The sequence below is a fragment of the Gemmatimonadetes bacterium SCN 70-22 genome (assembly GCA_001724275.1).
In the GTDB taxonomy this organism is placed as follows: Bacteria; Gemmatimonadota; Gemmatimonadetes; order Gemmatimonadales; family Gemmatimonadaceae; genus SCN-70-22.
In genome coordinates, this window is the sequence record MEDZ01000009.1 from 202,322 (window position 1) to 223,761 (window position 21,440).

At 71.5% G+C, this 21,440-nt stretch carries 15 protein-coding genes; 4 read left to right on the forward strand and 11 right to left on the reverse strand.

Annotated elements, in window-relative coordinates; genetic code table 11:
• Positions 1-92: 92 nt before the first annotated feature.
• The 5 genes from ABS52_06950 to ABS52_06970 form a co-directional block, all read right to left on the reverse strand.
• Positions 93-422 (reverse strand): peroxidase, encoded by a 330-nt coding sequence (locus ABS52_06950; protein ODT04107.1) that lies wholly within the window; start codon positions 420-422, stop codon positions 93-95.
• A 48-nt stretch (positions 423-470) separates the two neighbouring features.
• On the reverse strand, positions 471-722 hold the full coding sequence (locus tag ABS52_06955) for a peroxidase (protein ODT04146.1): 252 nt from the start codon (positions 720-722) through the stop codon (positions 471-473).
• A gap of 141 nt (positions 723-863) precedes the next feature.
• Positions 864-2,330, reverse strand: a complete 1,467-nt coding sequence (locus ABS52_06960) for a 4-alpha-glucanotransferase (GenBank protein ODT04108.1) — start codon at positions 2,328-2,330, stop codon at positions 864-866.
• A 277-nt stretch (positions 2,331-2,607) separates the two neighbouring features.
• The gene (locus ABS52_06965; protein ODT04109.1) at positions 2,608-5,262 is read right to left on the reverse strand and encodes a hypothetical protein; all 2,655 of its coding nucleotides are present in this window, start codon (positions 5,260-5,262) and stop codon (positions 2,608-2,610) included.
• A gap of 9 nt (positions 5,263-5,271) precedes the next feature.
• A complete protein-coding gene (locus tag ABS52_06970; protein ID ODT04110.1) occupies positions 5,272-5,628 on the reverse strand; it encodes a hypothetical protein in 357 nt (118 codons plus the stop codon).
• A gap of 230 nt (positions 5,629-5,858) precedes the next feature.
• On the opposite strand from ABS52_06970, the gene ABS52_06975 reads away from it, so the two are divergent.
• From ABS52_06975 to ABS52_06990, 4 genes are all read left to right on the forward strand, one after another.
• A complete protein-coding gene (locus ABS52_06975; GenBank protein ODT04111.1) occupies positions 5,859-7,835 on the forward strand; it encodes a hypothetical protein in 1,977 nt (658 codons plus the stop codon).
• Between the two features lie 70 nt (positions 7,836-7,905).
• Positions 7,906-9,687, forward strand: a complete 1,782-nt coding sequence (locus ABS52_06980; GenBank protein ODT04112.1) for an ABC transporter ATP-binding protein — start codon at positions 7,906-7,908, stop codon at positions 9,685-9,687.
• A 68-nt stretch (positions 9,688-9,755) separates the two neighbouring features.
• Complete coding sequence (locus ABS52_06985) at positions 9,756-11,045, forward strand: pyridine nucleotide-disulfide oxidoreductase (GenBank protein ODT04113.1); 1,290 nt, start codon at positions 9,756-9,758, stop codon at positions 11,043-11,045.
• A 149-nt stretch (positions 11,046-11,194) separates the two neighbouring features.
• Positions 11,195-13,738 carry a hypothetical protein gene (locus tag ABS52_06990; GenBank protein ODT04114.1) on the forward strand — a complete coding sequence of 848 codons (2,544 nt, stop codon included), beginning with the start codon at positions 11,195-11,197 and terminating at the stop codon, positions 13,736-13,738.
• A gap of 3 nt (positions 13,739-13,741) precedes the next feature.
• Here the strand turns inward: ABS52_06990 and ABS52_06995 are convergent, their stop codons facing one another.
• From ABS52_06995 to ABS52_07020, 6 genes are all read right to left on the reverse strand, one after another.
• Complete coding sequence (locus ABS52_06995) at positions 13,742-14,419, reverse strand: carbonic anhydrase (GenBank protein ODT04115.1); 678 nt, start codon at positions 14,417-14,419, stop codon at positions 13,742-13,744.
• Between the two features lie 160 nt (positions 14,420-14,579).
• Entirely contained in the window at positions 14,580-15,992 is a 1,413-nt protein-coding gene (locus ABS52_07000; GenBank protein ID ODT04116.1) for a tyrosine phenol-lyase, read from the reverse strand.
• Positions 15,993-16,251: 259 nt separating this feature from the next.
• Positions 16,252-17,613, reverse strand: coding sequence for a hypothetical protein (locus ABS52_07005; GenBank protein ID ODT04117.1), 1,362 nt, complete (start codon positions 17,611-17,613; stop codon positions 16,252-16,254).
• 4 nt (positions 17,614-17,617) lie between these two features.
• Positions 17,618-18,517 carry an ABC transporter permease gene (locus ABS52_07010; protein ID ODT04118.1) on the reverse strand — a complete coding sequence of 300 codons (900 nt, stop codon included), beginning with the start codon at positions 18,515-18,517 and terminating at the stop codon, positions 17,618-17,620.
• Positions 18,514-19,614, reverse strand: coding sequence for a transporter (locus ABS52_07015; protein ID ODT04147.1), 1,101 nt, complete (start codon positions 19,612-19,614; stop codon positions 18,514-18,516). The genes ABS52_07010 and ABS52_07015 overlap by 4 nt, the downstream gene beginning before the upstream one ends.
• An 8-nt stretch (positions 19,615-19,622) precedes the next feature.
• Positions 19,623-21,284 (reverse strand): heme ABC transporter ATP-binding protein, encoded by a 1,662-nt coding sequence (locus ABS52_07020; protein ODT04119.1) that lies wholly within the window; start codon positions 21,282-21,284, stop codon positions 19,623-19,625.
• Positions 21,285-21,440: the final 156 nt, after the last annotated feature.

Below are 21,440 nucleotides of genomic sequence, written 5' to 3' on the forward strand. Positions count from 1 at the left end.
GGGGCACGGGGGGACGCGGAGGTATGCAGCGGCGTCCATTCGTGTCCCTCCGTTTCCCTCCGTTACCCTCCGTGATAACGCTTTGCAGCTCGTCACCGCCCCAGCTGCTTCCTGAGGACTATATCCCCCGGCGGCGCATACCCATGCGCCTTCATCCGCTCGCCAGACATCGCATACGCCTCCGCCCCCATGTCGCTCACCCCCGTCCCATCGATCCACCGGTTGTAGAAGTTGAACAGGGCACAGACGGTGACGGCGTCGTAGATGGCCTCCTCGCTCCACCCGGCCGCCTTCACCCGGTCCACGTCACCCTGCCCGACCGTGTTGCAGCTGGCGTTGACGGTGTCGAGGAAGGCGAACAGGACCTTCCACGCATCCTCGATGGGGGCGGTGCGATAGTCGGCGAGGACGGCGTCGACCAGCGCCTGGTCTTCGAGCAGCGTCGCCGCGACCGCGGCGTGCGACCCCGTTCAGAAGTCGCAGTCGTTGCGCTTCGAGGTCAGCGCCGCGATCAGCTCGCGCAGTCCCGCCGACAGCGGCGACGCCCCGCGCATCACCCCCTGCGTGAAGTGGGCCAGGAAATCCGTGCGGTCGGGCTTGTAGGCGAACAGGTGCCAGATCTGCGGCATCGGCTTCCCCTGCGCGCGCATCAGGGCGATCCGGTCGCCGTAGGTTCCCTTGCCGGCCCCCTGCTCGACCTCCGCGAGATACATCGGGTGCATGGACACGTGGGTTGAGGACATCGAGACCTGCTGCACACGCGAATCTACGCCGCCAGCAATACCGGGCCAGCACCTCCGCCCATCCCCGCGGGGAACGACGCGGGGCCCCGTCGTGAGGCCCCCTCCCGCATCCGCGCCTGCCTACCGGTCGTACAGTTCGGCCAGCTCGCGCAGCCGGTTGGTGATCTCGGGGGTCACCTGGTCCCACGAGAAGCGGAAGCGCCAGTTCCCGTGCTCGCGCCCGGGGACGTTCATCCGCCCCTCGCTCCCCACTCCAAGCACGTCCTGCATCGGGATGAGCGCCGTGTCGGCCACCGATGCCAGGGCGGCACGGATCAGGACCCAGTTCATCTCCGTCCCGTCGCTCGCCAGGTACCGGAGCGCGAAGGCCTTCTCGCGCGCCACGTCCGCCGCCGCGCGCGTGGAGTCGCCCCCTCCGGTGGAATGCCACCACCCAAGGGTCGTGTCGTTGTCGTGTGTCCCGGTGTACACCACCCGATCGCGCGGGTAGCTGTGCGGGAGGAACTCCCGCACGCCGCGCTCGCCCCCAAATGCGAATTGCAGGATGCTCATCCCCGGGAAGCCGAGCTCCTCGCGCAGCGCCTCCACCGCGGGCGTGATCATCCCCAGGTTCTCGGCGACGATGGGGAGGGGGCCCAGCGCATCGGCGATGGCGCGGAAGAGCGCGCGCCCCGGCCCGGGAACCCACCGCCCATCCACCGCCGTCGACGCCGCGCCCGCCACCTCCCAGTACGCCTCGAAGCCGCGGAAGTGGTCGATGCGCACCACGTCGAACATGCGGAATGCGGCACGCATGCGGCGGATCCACCAGGCGTACCCCTGCGCCGCCATCGCCTCCCAATCGTAGATCGGGTTGCCCCACAGCTGCCCGGTCGCGCTGAAGTAATCGGGCGGGACGCCGGCCTGCACCAGGGGGCGACCATCCTCGCGCAGCCTGAAGAGCGCGCGGTTCGCCCAGACGTCGGCCGAGTCGTGGGCCACGTAAATGGGGAGGTCGCCCATCAGCTGCACGCCGCGAAGCGCCGCCGCCCCCCGCAGGGCGTGGAACTGCGTGAAGAAGAAGTACTGTTCCCGGCGAATGCGCTCCACGTCGTCGCCGAGGCGGCTGCGCCAACTGTCGATTGCAGCCGGGTCTCGATGCGCCGCCCCGGGATCCCACGCGGTCCACGGCGCCCCGTCGTGCGCCGCCTTGAGCGCCATGAAGAGCGCGTAGTCCTCCAGCCACTCCCGCTCCTCCTCCACGAAGGCGTGGTACCGGTCGTTGGGGACGAAGCGGTCCAGGGCGCCGTTCACGAGGGCGCGCCGGTGCGGAATGACGCGCTCGAAGTCGACGGTGTGGGTGGGGAAGTGGCCACCGCCTCCCGGGACATGGATCAGGAGCGGGTTGCCGGCAAAGGCCGAGAAGCACTGGTACGGCGAGTCGCCGTACCCGGTGGGGCCGAGCGGAAGCACCTGCCAGAACTTCATCCCCGCTTCCACCAGGAAGTCGAGGAAGCGGTGCGCTTCCGGGCCCAGGTCGCCGATGCCCCCAGCGCCGGGGAGCGACGTGGGGTGCAGGAGGATGCCGGCGGCGCGCGGGAGCGACATGAAGCGGTGGCGACGGTGGAGAGAGCGCGGAACGGGCCGGCGATGGCGTCAGGACATCAGGCGCGGGGAGCGCGTTGCGCCGGGCCCGCACGATTCTATCGCCCGGTCTGGGCCTTGCCCATATGCCCCGCGTCAGGCGCGCGATGGCATGCTGGGCGAACGCGCGGCGCCGGGAGCGCCTCGCATGCGCCCCGGAATCGAATGCGCCCCGGGATCGCATTCGTCCAGAGATCGCATGCGCTCCGGGAGCGCTGGCGCCCGAGACTGGTGGCGCCGGCTACTCCACGTACACCGCGTCGCGCGGCGTCACGGCGAGGGCCCGCCGCGTCGGGAGCCACGTCGCCGCCAGCACCACCGCCACGATCGCCGCCGATACCGCGACCCCGGTCACGACGGCGACCCACGGGGCGATCGGGAAGAACCGGGAGAAGGCGAGCCCCACGACGAGCATGAGCGGGAGGGCGGCGATGGCGCCGACGCCGAGCTGGCGCCCCCCATGGCCGACGAGGAGGCGCCGGATGCTCGCGTCGCTCGCCCCCAGGGCGCGCCGCACCCCGATCTCCCGCGTGCGCATCCCGATGGCGCGCGACATCAGCCCGTAGGTCCCGCTCATCGCCAGGAGCAAGGCGAACGCGAAGCAGGCGGCGAAGAGGCGGGTGACGGACCGGGCGATGAGGGCCGACTTCTCCAGGACCTCGTCGTAGGTGACCACGCGCGAGGGGACGACGAGCGGGTCGATGGCCCCAACGGCGGCATGCAGCGCCGCCCGTGCCGCGGCGAGGTCGCCCCGGTGGCGAAAGAGGAGCGTCGCCTCCCGCGCGTCGTGCTGGGCGAGGGGGATGTAGACGGCGACGGCATTGCGATCGCGCGAGAACTCCTCGCCGTACGCCACGTCGCCCACCACCCCGACGATGGTGCGCCACTGGTCGTGCCCCGCCTCGCCCGTCCCCGGGAGGCGGATGCGCTCGCCCACCGGCGAGCGCCCGGGCCACCATCGTGCGGCCATCGCGCGGCTCACGACGGCGACCAGCGGCTGACCCGCCCGGTCCGAGGGTGCCAGCGCGCGCCCCTCGAGCGTCGCGATGCCTAACGTCTCGAGCGGCCCCGCGACGGCCTGCACCCACGCGCGCGGCGGCCCGGCGGCCCCGCCCGGGGCCGGCGGCACCCGCCCGTCGCCGAACTCCAGCGCCCCGCTCCCGGCCGCGGCGAGCCCCTCCTGGAGCCGGACCCAGAAGGCGCGCCGGGCGTCGGCGGAGGGATGGCGTGCCGAGTCGGGGGCGATGCTGCTGGCCAGGAGGCGGTGGGTGTCGTAGCCCGGATCGATGTCGGCCAGGCGGTGCGCCGCGATCCCCGAGAGGACGCCGAAGAACATCAGCACGGTCACCGTAGCCACCTGCGTGGCCACGAGGAGGCGCGCGGCGCGGGCGGCGCCGCGCCCCCCGGCACGCGCGCCGCCGTCGCGCAGGACGTCGTTGAAGCGCGTCCCCGAGGCGCGGACCGCCATCACCCCGCCGAGCGCGGCCAGGGTCAGGGTGACGAAGCCGCCAGCCGCAAGGATCGTCACCCCGTCCATGCGCCAGGTCCACCAGAAGGCGAGGTTCCCCTCCATGTTCGCGCGCGCCCACCGGTCGACCGCCCGCAGCCCCCATCCCGCGATCGCCGTCCCCAGCACGCCGCCGGCCAGCACGAGGACCACCGGTTCCCACAGCGCCTGCATGGCCAGCCGCGCGCGCGAGGCGCCCAACGCCAACCGTACCGCCAGTTCTCGCCCCCGCTCGTTTGCCCGGGCCAGCAACAGGTTGGCTACGTTCACCCCGGCCAGGAGGAGGATCAGGACCGCCATCAGGTTCAGTATCCCGAAGACGTACGGCCCCTCGTCGCCCATCTGCGCCATCGGGAAGGTGCGCACCAGCACCCGGGGGGCCAGCGCCGACGAATCCGCCACCGGCGGCCGCGCGGCGCGGGCGCCGCGCAGGAGCGACTCCAGCTCGCGCGCCGCCCCCTCGCGCGTGGCCCCCTCGGCGAGCCTCCCGAAGACGTTCACCGCGTAGCGCCCCGGCTCGATCGCCTCGCGCACCGCGGCGCCTAACGGGACCCACGCCTCGGCGGCCACCGGGAAGCCGTACCCCGGCGGCATCACCCCCACCACCTCGGTCGGCGTCCCGTCCAGCAGCACCTGGCGCCCGACGACGCCGGGGTCGGCGCCGAAGGCCAGCTCCCACGTACGATGCCCCAGGATGAGGACCGGGGGGGCGCCGGCCGCCTCGTCGTCCGGGCGGAACGGGCGCCCCAGCGCCGGCGGGGTGCGGGTGGCGTCGAAGAGCGTCCACTCCACCATCGTCACCTCGAGGACGCGGCGTGCCGCGGCCGCGTCGGCGCTCCCCATCACCACTTCGCGCCCCCCCCAGCTCCCGACGTCGCGCAGGGTGGTGATCCCCGGCCGCAGCTGCGCCAGGTCGGCGGCGTCGAACGCGGTCACGCGCCCGCCTTGTACCTGCTGCACCCGCACGATCGCGGCACCGTCGCCCAGCGGGAGCGGGCGCAGCATGGCCGTGTGCAGGAACGAGAAGGTGAAGACCGTGACGCCGATCCCGCCGGAGAGGACGGCCAACGTGAGGAGGGCGAAGAAGGGGCTCCGCCGCAGGAGGCGGAGGGCGTAGCGCGCGTCCTGGAGGTGGAACATGCCGGCGGCGGCGGGGAGGGTGGCGAGCCGTGCGCGGCCACCCTGCACCAGCGTATCGGCCAGGGTCGCGATGGCGAGGCGCGCCACCGCCCCGTCCCCTCGCGACCGGGCGTGGCGCAGCTGGTCGGCGAAGGTCTCGTCCATGTCGCGCGCGAAATCGTCCCGGAAGTCGCGCGGATAGGCGCGGAGCAGGGCGCGATGGACGGCGCGCGCGGCGCGCTCGAGGCGATCGTTGCGTGGCATGGGCATCGGGCTCGGTCAGGGAATCGAGGCCGCAGGGATGAGCCGCGCGGCCCGCGCCGCGGCGACCAGCCGGGCCATGCGCGTCGCCTCGGCCGCGGCCGCCTTCCGACCGAGCGCGGTGAGGGCGTAGTAGCGGCGCCGCTCGTCGCCCCCGTCGTCGGCGGGGCGCCGCTCGATGGGCGTCACCAGCCCCTCCTGCACCAGGCGGTGGAGGGCGCGGTACAGCGTCCCCGTCTCCAGCCGTATCGCCCCCTGTGATCGGGACTCCGTCTCCTGGATGATGGCGTAGCCGTGACGCTCGCCGGGGGCGAGGGTGAGGAGGATCTCGAACTCGACGGGGCGGAGCGGGAGGTGGTCGCGGAGCGGTGGCATGCCGGGACTACGTGCGCGGCGCACATAGGTTTCACCTCGTGTCGGCGGGGCCGTTCGGGGCTACTATCTCAGTCGTCGCGCGATCTCGGTCGTCGCGCGATCTCGGTCGTCGCGCGAGCTCAGTCGTCGCGCGTTGCGCCCACCTCGTTCCCCCCTCTCGCATGGCCCGCGTCCGACCGTCCGCCAGCCCGTCACCCGTTCCGCCACGGCGCCCGGCGTCGCGTCCGAGGTTGCGGCTGACGGCAGTCGCCACCCTGACCGCCGGCTTCCTCACGGCCGGCCCCCTCACGGCCGCCACGCTTGCCGCCACCTCGTCGCTCGGCGCCCAGGAGCGCGCGCTCCACTGGCCGTCGATCGCCGTCGAGGCCCGCCTCGACCGCGACGGGGTCCTCCACGTGCGCGAGACGCAGGCCATGCGCTTCACCGGCGACTGGAACGGAGGGGAGCGCCGCTTCAACGTGAACGCCGGGCAGCGCCTCGACCTCGACGGGATGGTGCGTCTCGACAGCGCCACCGGGCGCGAGGTGACGATGGTCGGCGGTGACCTCGACGTGGTCGACGGCTTCGACTGGGCGGGAAACCGCACCCTCCGCTGGCGGAGCCGCCTCCCCGGCGATCCCCCCTTCCACGACGCGCTGCGCACCTACCGGCTGGACTACTCGTACCGGAACATCCTTGTCCCTGACGGCGACGCCTACCGCCTGGACCACGACTTCGCCTTCACCGATCGCGAGGGGCCCATCGAGGTCTTCACGCTCCGCCTCACCCTCGACCCGGCGTGGCGCGCGCCCGATGGCTTCACCGGTGAGTTCGGGCCGCTGCGCCTCGACCCGGGATACGGCTTCACGGTCGACATCCCGCTGCGATACCTGGGGGGCGGGCGCCCGGCGGGGGTCGTCTTCGGCGCCGACCCCATGCCGCGCTACACCCTGGCCTCCCTCCTGGTGGCGCTGGTCGTGGCCATGATCGTGCGGTTCGCGCAGCGCGAGCGCTCGTTAGGTCGATTCGCCCCGGGGGCTCCGGCCGACGTGATCGACGAGGCATGGCTGCGCCGGATCGTCTTCGCCCACCGCCCGGAGGTGATCGGGGCGGCCTGGGACGAGGAGACCGGCGCCGCCGAGGTGACCGCCGTCCTGGCCCGGCTCGAGCAGGAGGGGAAGATCGACAGCCGAGTGGAGCGCCGGCAGCTCTGGCTCTTCGGGCGCAACGTGCTGCACATGAAGCTCCTGGCCGATCGCGAGCAGCTGGGCGATTACGAGCGCTCGCTCATCGACGCCCTGTTCTTCGACGGGCGCACCGAGGTCGATACCGACGACATCCGGAAGCACTACGCCAAGTCCGGCTTCGCCCCGTCGACCAAGATCGAGGGTCCGCTGCAGCGACTGGTGGAGCGGATGGTGCCCGACGACGACGCTCCTCCGAAGCCCGGCTGGCGCCCCACCGCCGCCCTCGTCGTCGCCGCCATCGGACTCTTCGTCGCCACCGGGATCACTCGGCCGGACGACTTGCTCGTCGCGGTGGCCGGGGCCATGGCGGCGACCATCTGGTACGTCGTCATGCTGCTCCTGCAGGCCAGGCTCTGGCGCCCCCGCGTGGAGGGCGCGGCGGCGCACGCGCTCCGCTTCCTCGTCCCGATGGCGGTCCTCCTCGCCGCCTTCGTGCTGGTCGTGGTGCAGGGGCGCTTCCGCGCCGGCATCCTGGTCCTGGCCGGGCTCGCCGTGTTGCTGCTGGCGCTCTGCCGCAGCGCGCTGAACACGGCCATGTGGCGCCACGGTCCGGGGCGGATGCAGCTGCGCCGCCAGCTCGCCGCGGCGCGGCGCTACCTGGCGCGCGAGCTCCGCCAGCCGCAACCGCGCCTCCGCGACGCGTGGTTCCCGTACCTCATCGCCTTCGGCCTGGGCCCCCACATGGACAAGTGGTTCGCGGCCTTTGGCGGCGCCGCGCACGGCGCGGCGCGCTCCGCGACGTCGTGGGGGGACTCGTCCGCCCGACACGGTGCCGGCCACTCGCCGTCGGGGAGCGGGAGCGCGACGTGGTCGGGGCTGGGTGGGGGGGGTGGCTTTGCCGGGGGCGGGTCGAGTGGGGCGTGGGTCGCGGCCGCCGGGGCCATCTCCGCCGGCGTCGCCAAGCCCGGCTCGGGCTCGAGCGGTGGCTCGGCGAGCAGCGGTGGGTCGAGCTCCGGCGGCGGCGGCGGAGGGGGGTGGTAGCCGGGGCCGGAACCTTTCGTCCCCGCCCGGGATTCCATCGACGTTGTTCGATATAGCCCCCTCTGCGCCCATGCCCATCCTCTTCGGCTACCTGCGGCAGTACTGGAAGCTGGTCCTCGTCGCCTTGCTCCTGGCGGCCACCAACCAGGTCTTCTCGCTCCTCGACCCGCTCATCTTCCGCCACATCATCGACGAGTACGCGACGCGCTACGGCGATTACTCCCGCGCCGAGTTCTTCCGCGGGGTCGCGCTCCTCCTCCTGGCCGCGGTCGGGGTCGCCTTCGTCTCGCGGGTGGCCAAGAACTTCCAGGACTACGTCGTCAACGTCATCACCCAGCGTGTCGGCGCCCAGCTCTACAGCGACGGGCTGCGCCACGCGCTCGGGCTCCCCTACGCCGCCTTCGAGGACCAGCGCTCCGGGGAGACGTTAGGCAAGCTGCAGAAGGCGCGCACCGACAGCGAGCGGTTCGTGACGGCGGCCATCAACATCGTCTTCACCACCCTCGTCGGCGTGATCTTCGTGATGGTCTATGCCTTCAACGTCCACTGGTCCATCGCCCCGGCCTTCTTCCTGACCGTCCCCCTGCTCGGGGGGCTCAGCTCGATCCTCAGCCGGCGCATCAAGTCGATCCAGCAGGTCATCGTCGCCGAGACGACCGCCCTGGCCGGGAGCACCACCGAGTCGCTGCGCAACATCGAGCTCGTCAAGAGCCTCGGCCTCACCGACCAGGAGGTGCAACGCCTCAACAACACCACCCAGAAGATCCTCAGGCTGGAGCTGAAGAAGGTGCGCTACATCCGCTCGCTGTCGTTCATCCAGGGAACGGCGGTGAACTTCATGCGCACCGCCATCCTCTTCCTGATGCTCTACCTGATCTTCGACCGGCAGATCACGGTGGGGCAGTTCTTCTCGCTCCTGATCTACTCGTTCTTCATCTTCGGCCCGCTGCAGGAACTGGGGAACGTGATCAACATCTACCGGGAGGCCGAGGCGTCGATGGCCAACTTCGAGCGGGTGATGCAGGCGCCGCTCGACCCCCGGCCGGCCCATCCCGTCGCCATCGACGCCCTGGAGGAGCTGCGCTTCGAGGACGTCTCGTTCACGCACCAGACGGCGACCACCCCCGCCATCAACGACATCTCGTTCACGGTGCGGCGCGGCGAGACCATCGCCTTCGTGGGGCCGTCGGGGTCGGGCAAGACGACGCTGGTCAAGCTCCTGGTGGGGCTCTACGCGCCGCGCACGGGGCACATTCGGTACAACGGGCACGACAGCTCGCGCATCGACCTCGACCGGTTCCGCGAGCGGATGGGGCTCGTGACGCAGGATGCGCAGCTCTTTTCGGGGACCATCCGAGAGAACCTCCTCTTCGTGCGCCCGGATGCCACCGACGCCGAGTGCCTGGACGTGCTGCGCCGCGCCGCCGCGCAGCGCCTGCTGGCGCGCGCCGACCAGGGGCTCGACACCCTGATCGGCGAGGGCGGGGTGAAGGTGTCGGGGGGCGAGAAGCAGCGCCTCTCCATCGCCCGCGCCCTGCTGCGCAACCCGCACCTCCTGGTCTTCGACGAGGCCACCTCGGCGCTCGATTCGCTCACCGAGGAGGAGGTCTCGCAGACGGTGCGCGAGGTCTCGGCGCGCGAGGATGCCGTCACCATCCTCATCGCCCACCGCCTGTCCACCGTGATGCACGCCGACCGCATCTACGTCCTCGAGCGGGGCGAGATCGTCGAGTCGGGGCGCCACGAGGAGCTGCTGGCGGAGCGCGGGCTGTACCATGCCATGTGGCGCCAGCAGGTGGGCGAGCAGCGCGTGACCGGCGAATTCCGCGTCCCGGCGGGGGCGGGGCGTTAGGCGGGCGCTCCCGTTTCGGGACGGCAGGTGTCACCTTTCGGGAGGCCCAGCACCCGGAGGGAGCAGGCATGAAGCGGCCCAGGGTCGTGATCATCGGCGGGGGGTTCGGCGGCATCGCCGCGGCCCGCGCCTTCAAGGGGAGCGAGGTGGAGGTCGTCCTCATCGACCGCGCCAACCACCACCTCTTCCAGCCGCTCCTGTACCAGGTGGCGACCGCCACCCTGGCGCCATCCGACATCGCCGTCCCGATTCGCTGGATCCTGCGCAAGCACGCCAACGTGCGGGTGGTGATGGGCGAGGTGACGGCGATCGACGTGGACGCGCGGCAGGTGGTGGTCGACCATGGCGCCATCACCGAGTCGTTCGACTTCCTCATCGTCGCCGCCGGGGCGCGGCACGCGTACTTCGGGCACGACGAGTGGGAGCCCAGCGCCCCGGGGCTCAAGTCGCTCGACGACGCGCTCGAGATCCGCAACCGCTTCCTGCAGGCGTTCGAACTGGCGGAGCGGTGCGAGGACCCCGCCGAGCGCGGGGCGTTGCAGACCATCGTGATCATCGGCGGGGGACCCACGGGCGTGGAGCTGGCGGGGCTGATGGCGACCATCGCCCGCGACGTCCTGCAAAACGACTTCCGGTGCATCGACACGCGGCGCACGCGGGTGCTCCTCCTCGAAGGGGGGAATCGCCTCCTCCCCTCGTTCCCCGGCCACCTCTCGGCGGCGGCGTACCGGGACGTGGCCGAGCTCGGGGTGGAGATCCGCCTCGACTCGATCGTGACGCGGATCGAGGACGATGCCGTGTACGTGGGCGACGAGCGGATCGCGACCCGCACCGTCTTCTGGGCGGCCGGCAATGCGGCCTCGCCGTTAGGCAGGATGCTCGGCGCCCCGGTGGACCGCGTGGGACGCGTCGTCGTCGAGCCCGACCTGTCGATTCCCGGGCACCCGGAGGTCTTCGTGGTCGGCGACCTGGCCTCGGTGCAGCGAGGCGACGGGCGCCTGGTCCCGGGCGTTGCACCTGCGGCCAACCAGGAGGGGGCGTGGGCGGCGCGCAACGTCCTCCGCACGCTGCGCCGCCAGGAGCGCAAGGCGTTCCGCTACTTCAACAAGGGCGACCTGGCGACCATCGGGCGCCACCGCGCCATCGCCGACTTCGGGACCATCGACTTCACCGGCATCCCGGCGTGGCTCCTCTGGCTCTTCGTCCACATCATGTACCTGGTGGGGTTCCGGAACCGGGTGACGGTCCTGATCCAGTGGGCGTGGGCGTATTTCGCGTACCAGCGGGGGGCGAGGCTGATCACGGGGGCATCGGGTCACCGGAGCGGGAGGGAGGGCGCCGAGTCGGTGGACGGTTGACGGGAGCCCGGGCGGGGCCCGGGCAGGCGGACACGCATCGTGCGACATGCGCGTCCTCCAACCGTTCGCCCCCCCGGCATCGGGCGCGAGCGATTGCGTGCGCGGTGCGCGAGGGGACAGACTTCGCGGCTGGACGCGGCGCGGGGGTGATGACGCACGTCATCACCGCCAGCCGCAAGGTGCCACTCCCACCACGTCGCCCGATGTCCCCGTCGTTGCCCCGAGCGGCCGCCGCCGCGCTGGCCGCCGTTGCGCTCGCGCTCCTCATCGTCCCGACGCCGTCGGGCGCGCAGTGGACCAACCGCTATCCGAAGAACGCGGGGTATGGCCACCAGGTCTACCTCGAGGGGTACGAGCTCCCGGTGATGTCGGCGGGGGTCCTCGACTACGCCGAGTCGCCCACGGGAGGGGCCGTCTTCGCCTCGCGCGGGTGGCTGTGGCGCCTCGACCGGGGGACGGGGATCGCGACGCGCCTCACCAGCGGAGGGGGGGTGGACTCGCGCCCGGCGTGGTCGCCCGACGGGCGCTCGCTGGCCTTCGTCCGCGACGACTCGCGCACCCTGGCGATCATCCTCCGTGACATGGCGAGCGGGCGCGAGGTGGAGGTCGACCGCGGCATGGCGATGGACCCCGCCTTCAGCGCCGACGGCAAGGCGATCGTCTACGCCAACACCACCAGCGGCGACCTTGACCTGTGGCGCTACGACATCGCGGCCGGGACCCGCACGCGCCTGACCACCGAAGGCGGGATCGAGTTGCGCCCCCAGCTTGCCCCTGACGGGAAGCGGATGGTCTACCTGTCCAAGTCGCGCGGCGGGGGCGACCAGGTGCGCGTGCGGACCCTGGCCGACGGGAACGAGCGCGCCCTCCTCGCGGGGAGCATCCTCTCGCAGACGCGCCCGGCACTCTCGCCCGACGGCAAGCTGGTCGCGTTCTCCTGGCCTGGCGACAAGGGGTGGGAGTTGCGGCTGACGTCGACCGAGCGCCCCGGGGTCTCCATCCTGCTGGTCGGCCGCGACGGCGGTCGCCCCATCGACCCCGCGTGGAGCGCCGACGGCAAGTGGGTCTACTATTCCGAGGGTGATGCGCGGCAGGTGGCGAGGCTGTACCGCGTCCCCGCCGTCGGCGGCGAATCGCAGGAAGTGGTGGTGCGCTCCTGGGACTGGGGGACGCCGATGGGACGCATGGTGATCGAGACGCGCTGCCCGGCGTGCGGCGCGACCGACGAGTCGGCCGAAGCTGCCGCGACCGGCCCGGCGCGCCTCGCGGTCACCGACGCCAACGGGCACCCGCTCATCCCCGCCGAGGGGATGGCGCGCTTCGACGGGCAGAACGGGCGGGTCTACTTCTACTCGTCAGGCACCGTCACCCTCGAGGTTCCGGCCGGCGAGGTGACCGTGCGGGCAGTGCGCGGGCTGGCGACGCGCGAGGAGTCGGCGACGGTGAGCGTGGCCCCCGGGAGAGCCGTCACCGCCGCGCTGTCGCTGGCCCCGCTCTGGAACGCACGCCGCGCCGGGTGGTACTCGGCCGACCACCACTTCCACCTCAACTACGGCGGCCAGTTCGCGTTGCAGCCGGAGGCGCTCCTCGGGCTGATGGCGGGCGAGGACCTCGACGTGGCGACTCCAATGATCGCCAATCTCCACAACCGCTTCGAGGACCAGTGGCTCTTCCAGTGGCGATCGTCAGGCGCCGACGGGCCGCTCGTGCGCTGGGCGCAGGAGGTGCGCTCGCACTTCCTCGGCCATATCGGGCTCCTCGGCACGGATCGCATGTTCTGGCCCTGGGTGTGGGGGCCGGGCTACGAAGTGTACGGTCGCGACGACCGCACCAACGGCGAGCCCATCGCCTTCGCCCGTGCGCAGGGCGGGGCGGGGTACTACGTCCACCCCATCACGGGCAACCGCAACCCGTTCACCGACGCCACCCTCGGCTCCATTCCCGTCGCCCTCGTGGCCGACGCCGCGCACGGCGCCATCGACTTGTTGGAAGTCGTCTGCCTCTGGAGCAATTCCGTGGGGGCGACGGAGCTCTGGTACCGCCTGCTCAACGCCGGCTTCCCCGTCGCCCCGTCCGGCGGGACCGACGTGATGACCGACTTCCACCGCACCATGGCGGTCGGGACCACGCGCGTGTACGTGCGCCCCGACGGTCCCTTCAACTGGGAGACCTACTTCGCGGCGCTCCGGGGGGGGCGGTCGTTCGTGACCAACGGCCCCATGATCCAGCTGCGCGTCGGCCAGCAGCAGCCGGGCGACGTGATTGCATCTGGCGGACGTGAGGTGCCGTTCGACCTCTCCGTCGCGTCGGCCGTCCCGGTGGACAGCATCGCCGTCGTGGTGAACGGGCGGACGGTGTGGAGCGGCGGCGCGCTCGGCGCATCGGGGAAGCGGAGCTTCACCGGCACGGTGCGGCTCCCGGCCGGTGGGTGGGTCGCCGCCCGCGTGGTGGGGCCCAAGGTCGATGGATGGCCGGCCATGGGGGAGTACACCTTCGCCCACACGGCCCCCATCTGGATCGGGAAGAAGGGGAGCACCGAGCCCGCCGCCCGTCGCGCCGCCGCGGCCGACCTGTTGCGCGCGCTGGGCGTGTCGACCCAGCGGCTGCGGGCCGGCTACGCCGGTGCCGAGATCCCCAGGCTCGAGGCGTACTTCGCCGAGGCCCAGGCGATCCTCGAGGGGCTGGCCAGATAGAGGCTACGCCAGCTTGAGCCGCTCGATGTCGCCCCGGGTGAAGACACGCGTCTCCTCGAAGAACTCGACCATCCCCGAGTCGAGGTCGTGCATGCCGCCGATGACGCCGATCTTCTCCTCCTCGATCATCTTCTCGAGGATGTAGGAGCGGTCGACGATGGAGTGCACCGAGCGCATCACGTTGATGCGGGACACGTTCTCCACGAAGCTCTTGTTCTTCGAGTGGCGCTGTCCGGGGTCGGTGACCGTGCGCTCCGCGTACACCGCCGGCTGCACCTTGGCGAGGAGCTCGGTCAGGTTCCCCATCTCCACGTGGTCGCAGGCCCCCTTCACCGCGCCGCACCCCGTGTGGCCGAGCACCACGATCAGCTTGCTCCCCGCCACCTTGCAGGCGAACTCCATGCTGCCGAGGATGTCGGCGTTGACGATGTTGCCGGCGATGCGGATGGAGAAGATGTCGCCCAGTCCCTGGTCGAAGATCAGCTCCGCCGAGGTCCGGGAGTCGATGCAGGAGAGGATCGTGGCGAATGGCCACTGGCCTTCGCGGGTCAGGTTGGCCTGCTGCAGCAGGTCGCGATTGGCCTTGAGGTTGCGAACGAAACGCAGGTTGCCTGCGCGCAGGAAGTCGAGCGCCATCTGCGGCGTCGTGCTGGCCTGGGTCTGCTGGTCGTGAACTTTCATGCGGCGTTCGTCGGGGGCTCGCGGGGACAGGTTGGGGGTCGCGGCGTCTCAACGCGGAGTATAGCGGGGTGGTTTCCGGTCCGGGCGTCTGGCCCCCCCCGCCGTTGCGACCGCCGGACTCGCCTCATCACGCCTGTCCCCCCAGCCTGTCCCCCCCGGCCTACACCCGCTCGAACCGCGCCTGGAAGAACCGCAGGAACCTGGGCTCGTACGTCATCCTGAGCCCCCTCGCCCGCTCCCGCGCGTCCCACACGCTCTTCACCGACTCGGCCACCACGTCCATGTGCGCCTGCGTGTAGACGCGGCGCGGGATCGTCAGGCGGGTGAGCTCGAGCTTCGGGTAGTGGTGGTCGCCGGTCCTGGGGTCGCGCCCGGCGCTGGCGATCCCGCGCTCCATCGCGCGGATCCCCGAGTCGAGGTACAGCTCGGCGGCCAGCACCTGCGCCGGGAATTGCACCTGCGGAAGGCGGGGATAGAACGCCTTGGCGTCCAGGAAGACCGCGTGCCCCCCCACCGGCTGCACGATCGGGATCTCCCAGTCGGTGAGGAGGTCGCCGAGGTAGCGCACCTGCCCGATGCGCGAGCGCATGTGGGCGTCCTGCACGCTCTCCTCGATCCCGATCGCCATCGCCTCCATGTCGCGCCCGGCGAGCCCGCCGTAGGTGTGCAGCCCCTCGAAGACGACGACGAGGTTGCGCAGCTCCTCGAACAGGTGGAAGTCGTTGACCGCCAGCCACCCGCCGATGTTGACCAGCGAGTCCTTCTTGGCGCTCATCCACGCCCCGTCGGTGTAGCCGCAGAACTCGCGCAGGATCTCGGCCACGCTCTTGTCGGCGTACCCGTCCTCGCGCTCCTGGATGAACCAGGCGTTCTCCGCCATCCGGGTGGCGTCGAGGTAGACCTTGATCCCGTGCCGGTCGGCCAGCGCCCGCAGGGCCCTGATGTTCGCCATGCTCACCGGCTGCCCGCCGGCCATGTTGACCGTACCGGCAACGGAGATGTAGGCGATGTTGGGCGCCCCCACGCGGTCGATCAGCGCCTGCACCTTGTCCAGGTCGACGTTCCCCTTGAAGGGGTGCGTCGACGTGGGGTCGTGCGCCTCGTCGATGATGATGTCGGTGAAGGTCCCCCCGGCCAGCTCCTGGTGGGCGCGGGTGGTCGTGAAGTACATGTTCCCCGGGACCCACTGCCCCGCCTTGATGGCCACCCGGCTGATGAGGTGCTCGGCGCCACGCCCCTGGTGCGTGGGGACGATGTACTGGTAGCCGTAGTACTTCTGGATCGCCGCCTCGAGGTGGTAGTAGTTGCGGCTCCCGGCGTAGGCCTCGTCGCCCATCATCATCCCCGCCCACTGGCGGTCCGACATGGCGCTGGTCCCGCTGTCGGTGAGGAGGTCGATGTAGACGTCGTCGCTGTGCAGGAGGAAGGTGTTGTAGCCGGCTTCGGCCAGGGCGCGCTCGCGCTGCTCCCGCGTGGTCATGGTCAGCGGCTCGACCATCTTGATCTTCCACGGTTCGGCCCACGAGCGGCGGCCGAACTGCTGGCCCATCGTCTTCGGTGTCGGGTGCGTCATGGTGCGGTATGAGGGGGGTGGATGCCACGAGGGCGCCCGCCGTTAGGCGGAGCGCCCTCGCTATTCTAGCAACCAATCGCAACCGCTCTGTCGGATATCACCCCAACGCGGGGTCCGCGCACCGGTCGGGGCGGTCTGACCACGAGACAGCGCAGGGGGCATCCTGTCGGCGTGCTTCGCCAACGCAGGGATCGTCGCACCTCCCTGTCCCTCGCCTACGCTGCCGCCAGCGGGATCGTCGCACCTCACTGTCCCTCGCCTACGCCGCCACCGCCTTCGGCTTCACGAACTGGTCCAGCCCCAGCCCCAGGAAGACCGTCAGCAGCACCGCCACCGCCGAGGTATAGAACGGGATCCCCACCCCCAGCTTGTCGAAGGCGAACCCCGCCCAGAGCGGGACGAGGACGCGGGCGATTCCCCCGTATGTCTGCTGCAATCCCATGTACAGCCCGCGCTCGCGCTGGTCGATGACGCGCGACAGGAGCGCGGTGACGCAGGGGAAGGTGAAGGCCGTCCCCAGCGGGATGAAGGCCACCGCGAGGGCCAGGGTGGCGAAGTCCACCGAGAGCGGCATCCCCGCGATCCCGGTCGCCAGGAGGAGGACGCCGAAGCGCGAGAGGCGTGCCTCGCCGAAGCGGTCGACGGCGCGCCCGAGGAGGAGCACGCGCGTGAAGACGGAGATGGCCCCCACGTACATGAAGAAGTAGCCGATGTTCGACTCGTCCACCATGTAGCGCGCCGCCAGGAACAACGGGAGCATCGCCGTCGCCCCCTGGAACGACCCCATGGCGATGGCGTAGATCCAGATGAGGCGCGACGACGCCTCGCCCGAGTGCGTGATGACCCGCCACACCGCCTCGCCCGACGTCTTGCGCGACGCCCCGGCCGGGTGCTGCTCCCGCGACTCGCGCAGGTAGTGGTACACGAACCAGATGTTGATCACGCACAGCAGCGCCGCGACGATCCCCGGCGCCGCGCGCCCGATCATCAGCGTCCCCGCGCCGGGCATCAGGTCGCGCTTCCCCACCGAGATCGAGAACGACCCCAGCACGGGGCCCAGCGCGACGCCGAGGTTGGTGGCCGCCGACAGCCATCCCAGCGACCGGGCGCGCTCCTCGGGGGCGACGCTGTCGGCCACGTAGGCCTGGATCACTCCCACCGTCCCCCCGCCCGCCCCCTGCAGCACGCGGGACAGGAAGAGGAAGAAGAGCGAGGTGGCGAAACCGAAGACGAGGTACGCCAGCGCCGACGCGCCTAACGCGATGAGGAGCGCGGGGCGCCGCCCGTGCCGGTCCGAGAAGCGCCCCCACATCGGGGCGCTCAGCAGCTGGGCGACGGTGAACGCCGTCACCAGGATCGCCTGGATCATCCCGATCCCGAGGTGCACCGGCCCCAGCTGCAACCCGTCGGTCGCCAGCTCGTGGGCGTAGAACGGGATGATCGGGATGATCATCAGCAGCCCGACCATGTCGATGAACGCCGTCGCCATCAGGGCGAACAGGCGGGGCGGGATCTTCCGGACTTCCTGGGCGAGGATGAAGAGGAGGCCGGCGGCGATCACCCCGCCGACCACCCGCACCACCGGCGACTGCAGTGCCTCCCCGATATGCAGCTGGACCATCGGCTCAGTCCGCGGCCTTGCCGAGCGCCGCGGGCGGCACCGCGCGCCCCACCACGCCGGCCACGGCCACGATGGTCAGGATATAGGGGATCATCTCCACGAATTGCGACGGAATGAGCTGGAGCCCTTGTAGCTGGATCTGCAACGTCTCGGCGGCGGCGAACAGGAGGCAGGCAATCGCCACCCGACGGGGCTCCCACTTTCCGAAGATAACGGCCGCCAGGGCGATGAAGCCGCGCCCCGCCGTCATGCTATCGGTAAATTGGTGCTGCTCGAGCGCCAGGTAGGTCCCCCCCAGCGCCGCCAGCGCCCCTCCCCCCAGCACGGCGATCCACCTCACCTGGTTCACCGCCACCCCCAGCGACGCCGCCGCCTCCGGCTTTTCCCCCACCGCCCGGAGCCGCAGCCCGAACGGCGTCCGGTACAGCCCCCACCAGACGAACCACAGGGAGAGAACGCCGATCAGGACGAGCGGGTTCGCGAGCGAAGCCAGCACCCCCGTCTCCCCTCTCCCGTCTCCCGTCCCGGACAGCCAGTCGAACCCCGCCACCCGCGGCGAGTTCGACGACGAATCGAACGCCAGCCGCAGGAAGAAGCGCGTGATCCCGACCGCCAGCAGGTTGATCGCGATCCCCACCACCACCTGGTCGGCGCGATAGCGGATGCAGGCGACGGCATGCAGCAGGGCGGCCAGGACCCCGCCCGCGATCCCGCACAGCACCCCCACCCACGCCGATCCCGAGTAGTACGTCCCGATGGTCGCCGTGAAGGCCCCCGTCAGCATCCACCCCTCGAGCGTGAGGGCGATGACGCCGGAGCGCTCGGAGAGGACGCCGCCCGCTGCGGCCAGCAGGTAGGGGATGGCGATGCGCAGCGTCTGGACGACGAAGGCGAGGACGATCACGCGTCCCCCCCGCGCCGGACACGCCTCAGGAGGCGCTGCACCTCGGGGACGCTCGTCGCCACCGCGATGATCACCACCGCCGTGAGGACGTCGACCATCTGCTTGGGCACCACGGCGTTGACCGCCAGCCCCCCCTGCGACAGCGTGGCGAACAGGAGCGCCGCGATCACGACTCCCACCGGGTGGTTGCGCCCGACGAGGGCCACCGCGATCCCCAGGAAGCCGGCCCCGGCGGCGAAGCCCTCCTCGTAGTACTGCTTGTAGCCGAGGACGTAGTTCGTCCCCCCCAGCCCCGCTGCGGCACCCGCCAGCAGCATGGTACGGAGCCACACGCCACCGACCTTCACCCCGCCGTACTCGGCGGCCTCCGGCTGCAACCCCACCGCGCGCAGGTCGTAGCCGGCCCGCGTCCGGAACAGGTACCACCAGGCGAAGGCCGCCGCGGCGAGGGCGACGACGATCACGAAGTTGGCCGCCGATCCGCGGAACGACTCGACCACGCTCGACAGGCGCGGGATGGCCCCGGCGTTGATCTCCGCCGTGTGCAACGACTCGGCCACGTTGAGCTTCGTGGCGATGAGCCAGTTGAGGAAGGCGAGGGTGATGAGGTTGACCATGATCGTCACGATCACCTCGCTCGCCCCGAAGCGCGCCTTGAGGTACCCCGGGACTCCGGCCACCGCCGCCCCGCCTAACGCGGCCCCCGCCAGGCACAGGACGATGGCGACGGCCGCCGGCGTCCCGGCGGGGACCAGCAGCCCCACCAGCGCCGCGCAGAACCCTCCCATCGCCAGCTGCCCCTCGGCGCCGATGTTGAACAGCCCCGCGCGCAGGGCGAGCGCCACCGAGAGCCCGGTGAAGGTCAGCGTCGTCGCCTTGTAGATCACCTGCCCCAGTCCGTACGCGTTCCCCCACGTCCCCTCGATCAGGAGCGCGAAGACGTCGGCCGGCGACTGGCCGAAGCTGAGGATCAGGATGTCGCCCACCACCGCGGCGATGAGCAGCGCCGTGGCGGGGGGGAGAAGGGCAGCGATGAGACGGGAGACGGGGGACGGGAGTCGGGAGGTCGAGGCCGTACGCGCGGCCACCTTCTCCATGCCGAGGCTCATGCGACGCCTCCTGCACCACCGGCACCGGGGGCCGCTCCCGTCTCCCGGCGTTCGACTCCCGCGTCCGTCCCGCGCCACTCCCCGGTCCGCGACGCCCCCGTCATGTACGCGCCGATGACTTCCGTGCTCGCCTCGCCCCGTGAGAACGTCGCCACCATCCGCCCCTCGTACATCACCGCCACGCGATCGGCCAGCGACAGCACCTCGACCAGGTCTGCGGAGACCAGGAGGACGCCCTTGCCGGCGTCGCGCGCCGCGCGGAGTTGCTCGTGGATGAACTCGATCGCCCCCACGTCGACACCGCGCGTCGGTTGGGAGGCCAGGAGGAGCGAGTAGTCGCGCCCGCGCATCTCGCGGGCGACGACGATCTTCTGCTGGTTCCCCCCCGACAGGGCGCGGGCCGGGAGCGCCGCGCTGGCCGGGCGGATGTCGAACTCGCGGATGCGCCCGGCGGCGTTCGCCTGCACCTCGGCGCGCTGCACGGCGCCTCGGCGACTAAATCGATGCTGCAGCCCGAGGATGAGGTTGTCGGCGATGGAGTAGTCGAGCACGAGCCCGCGCCGGTGCCGGTCCTCGGGAATGTGCGAGAGCCCCGCCTCGCTCCGCTGGCGCACGCCGAGCGTGGTGATGTCGTCCCCGCCCAGTGCGATGCGCCCCGACGACGGCTTGCGCAGCCCGGCGATGGCCTCGACCAGCTCCGTCTGCCCGTTCCCCTCGACCCCGGCGATCCCGAAGATCTCCCCGGCGCGCACCTCGAACGAGACGTCGTCCACCTCGTCGGGCTTGCGCGACGAGGCGACCGTGAGGCTGGAGACGGCGAGGACGGCGGCGCCCTGTCGCCCGCGGGGCGGTGTCTCGTCATCCCGTCCGCTCGTCGTCTCGTCCTCCGCGACGACCGTCGCCAGTCGGACGTCGCGCCCCACCATCATCCGGGCGATCGCCGCCGGTGTCGCATCATGCGTCGCCAGCTGCCCGACCGTCGCGCCGGCACGCATGACCGTGATGGACGACGAGATCGCCACCACCTCATCCAGCTTGTGCGTGATGAGGATGACCGTCCCCCCCTCGCTCGTCAGGCGCCGCAGCACCCGCCAGAGCTCCGTGATCTCGGGGGGCGACAGCACCGCTGTCGGCTCGTCGAGAATCAGGATCCTGGCGCCACGGTACAGGACCTTGAGGATCTCCACCCGCTGCGCCTCGCCCACCGTGAGGTCGGCCACAAGCCGCCGCGGGTCGACCACCAGCCCCGTGCGCTCGCACAGCTCCCGCACCGCCCGCTCCGCGGCTGCAACGTCCAGCTGCACGCCGCGCGTGAGCTCCTGCCCCAGCACCAGGTTCTCGGCCACCGTGAGCGTGGGGACGAGCATGAAGTGCTGGTGCACCATCCCCACGCCGGCCGCGATCGCCTCGCGCGTCGACCACCCGGTCACGTCCCGCCCGTTCACCTCCACCGTGCCGGCGTCGGGGGTGAACATCCCCGACAGGATCCGCATCAGCGTCGACTTCCCCGCACCGTTCTCCCCCACCAGGGCGTGGATCTCGCCGCGGCGCACCTCGAGCGAGGCGTCGCGGTTGGCCTGCACCGCGCCGAAGGCCTTGGCGACGCCGGCGGCACGAACGGCGATCGGGGGGGCGTCCGTGGACGTGGCGCCGGTCATGCGGGGCGCCGTTGCGGCGGAGGGGGAGTGCGCGGGGGCATGGGGGCGGGAAAGGTCGCGGAGCGGAGGGGGGAGGGGGAAGGGGGGACAGGGTGCTCGACCCGTCCTTCGACTACGTTCTCCGATGGCCCTCGCTTGCTGCCCGACCGATGCCCG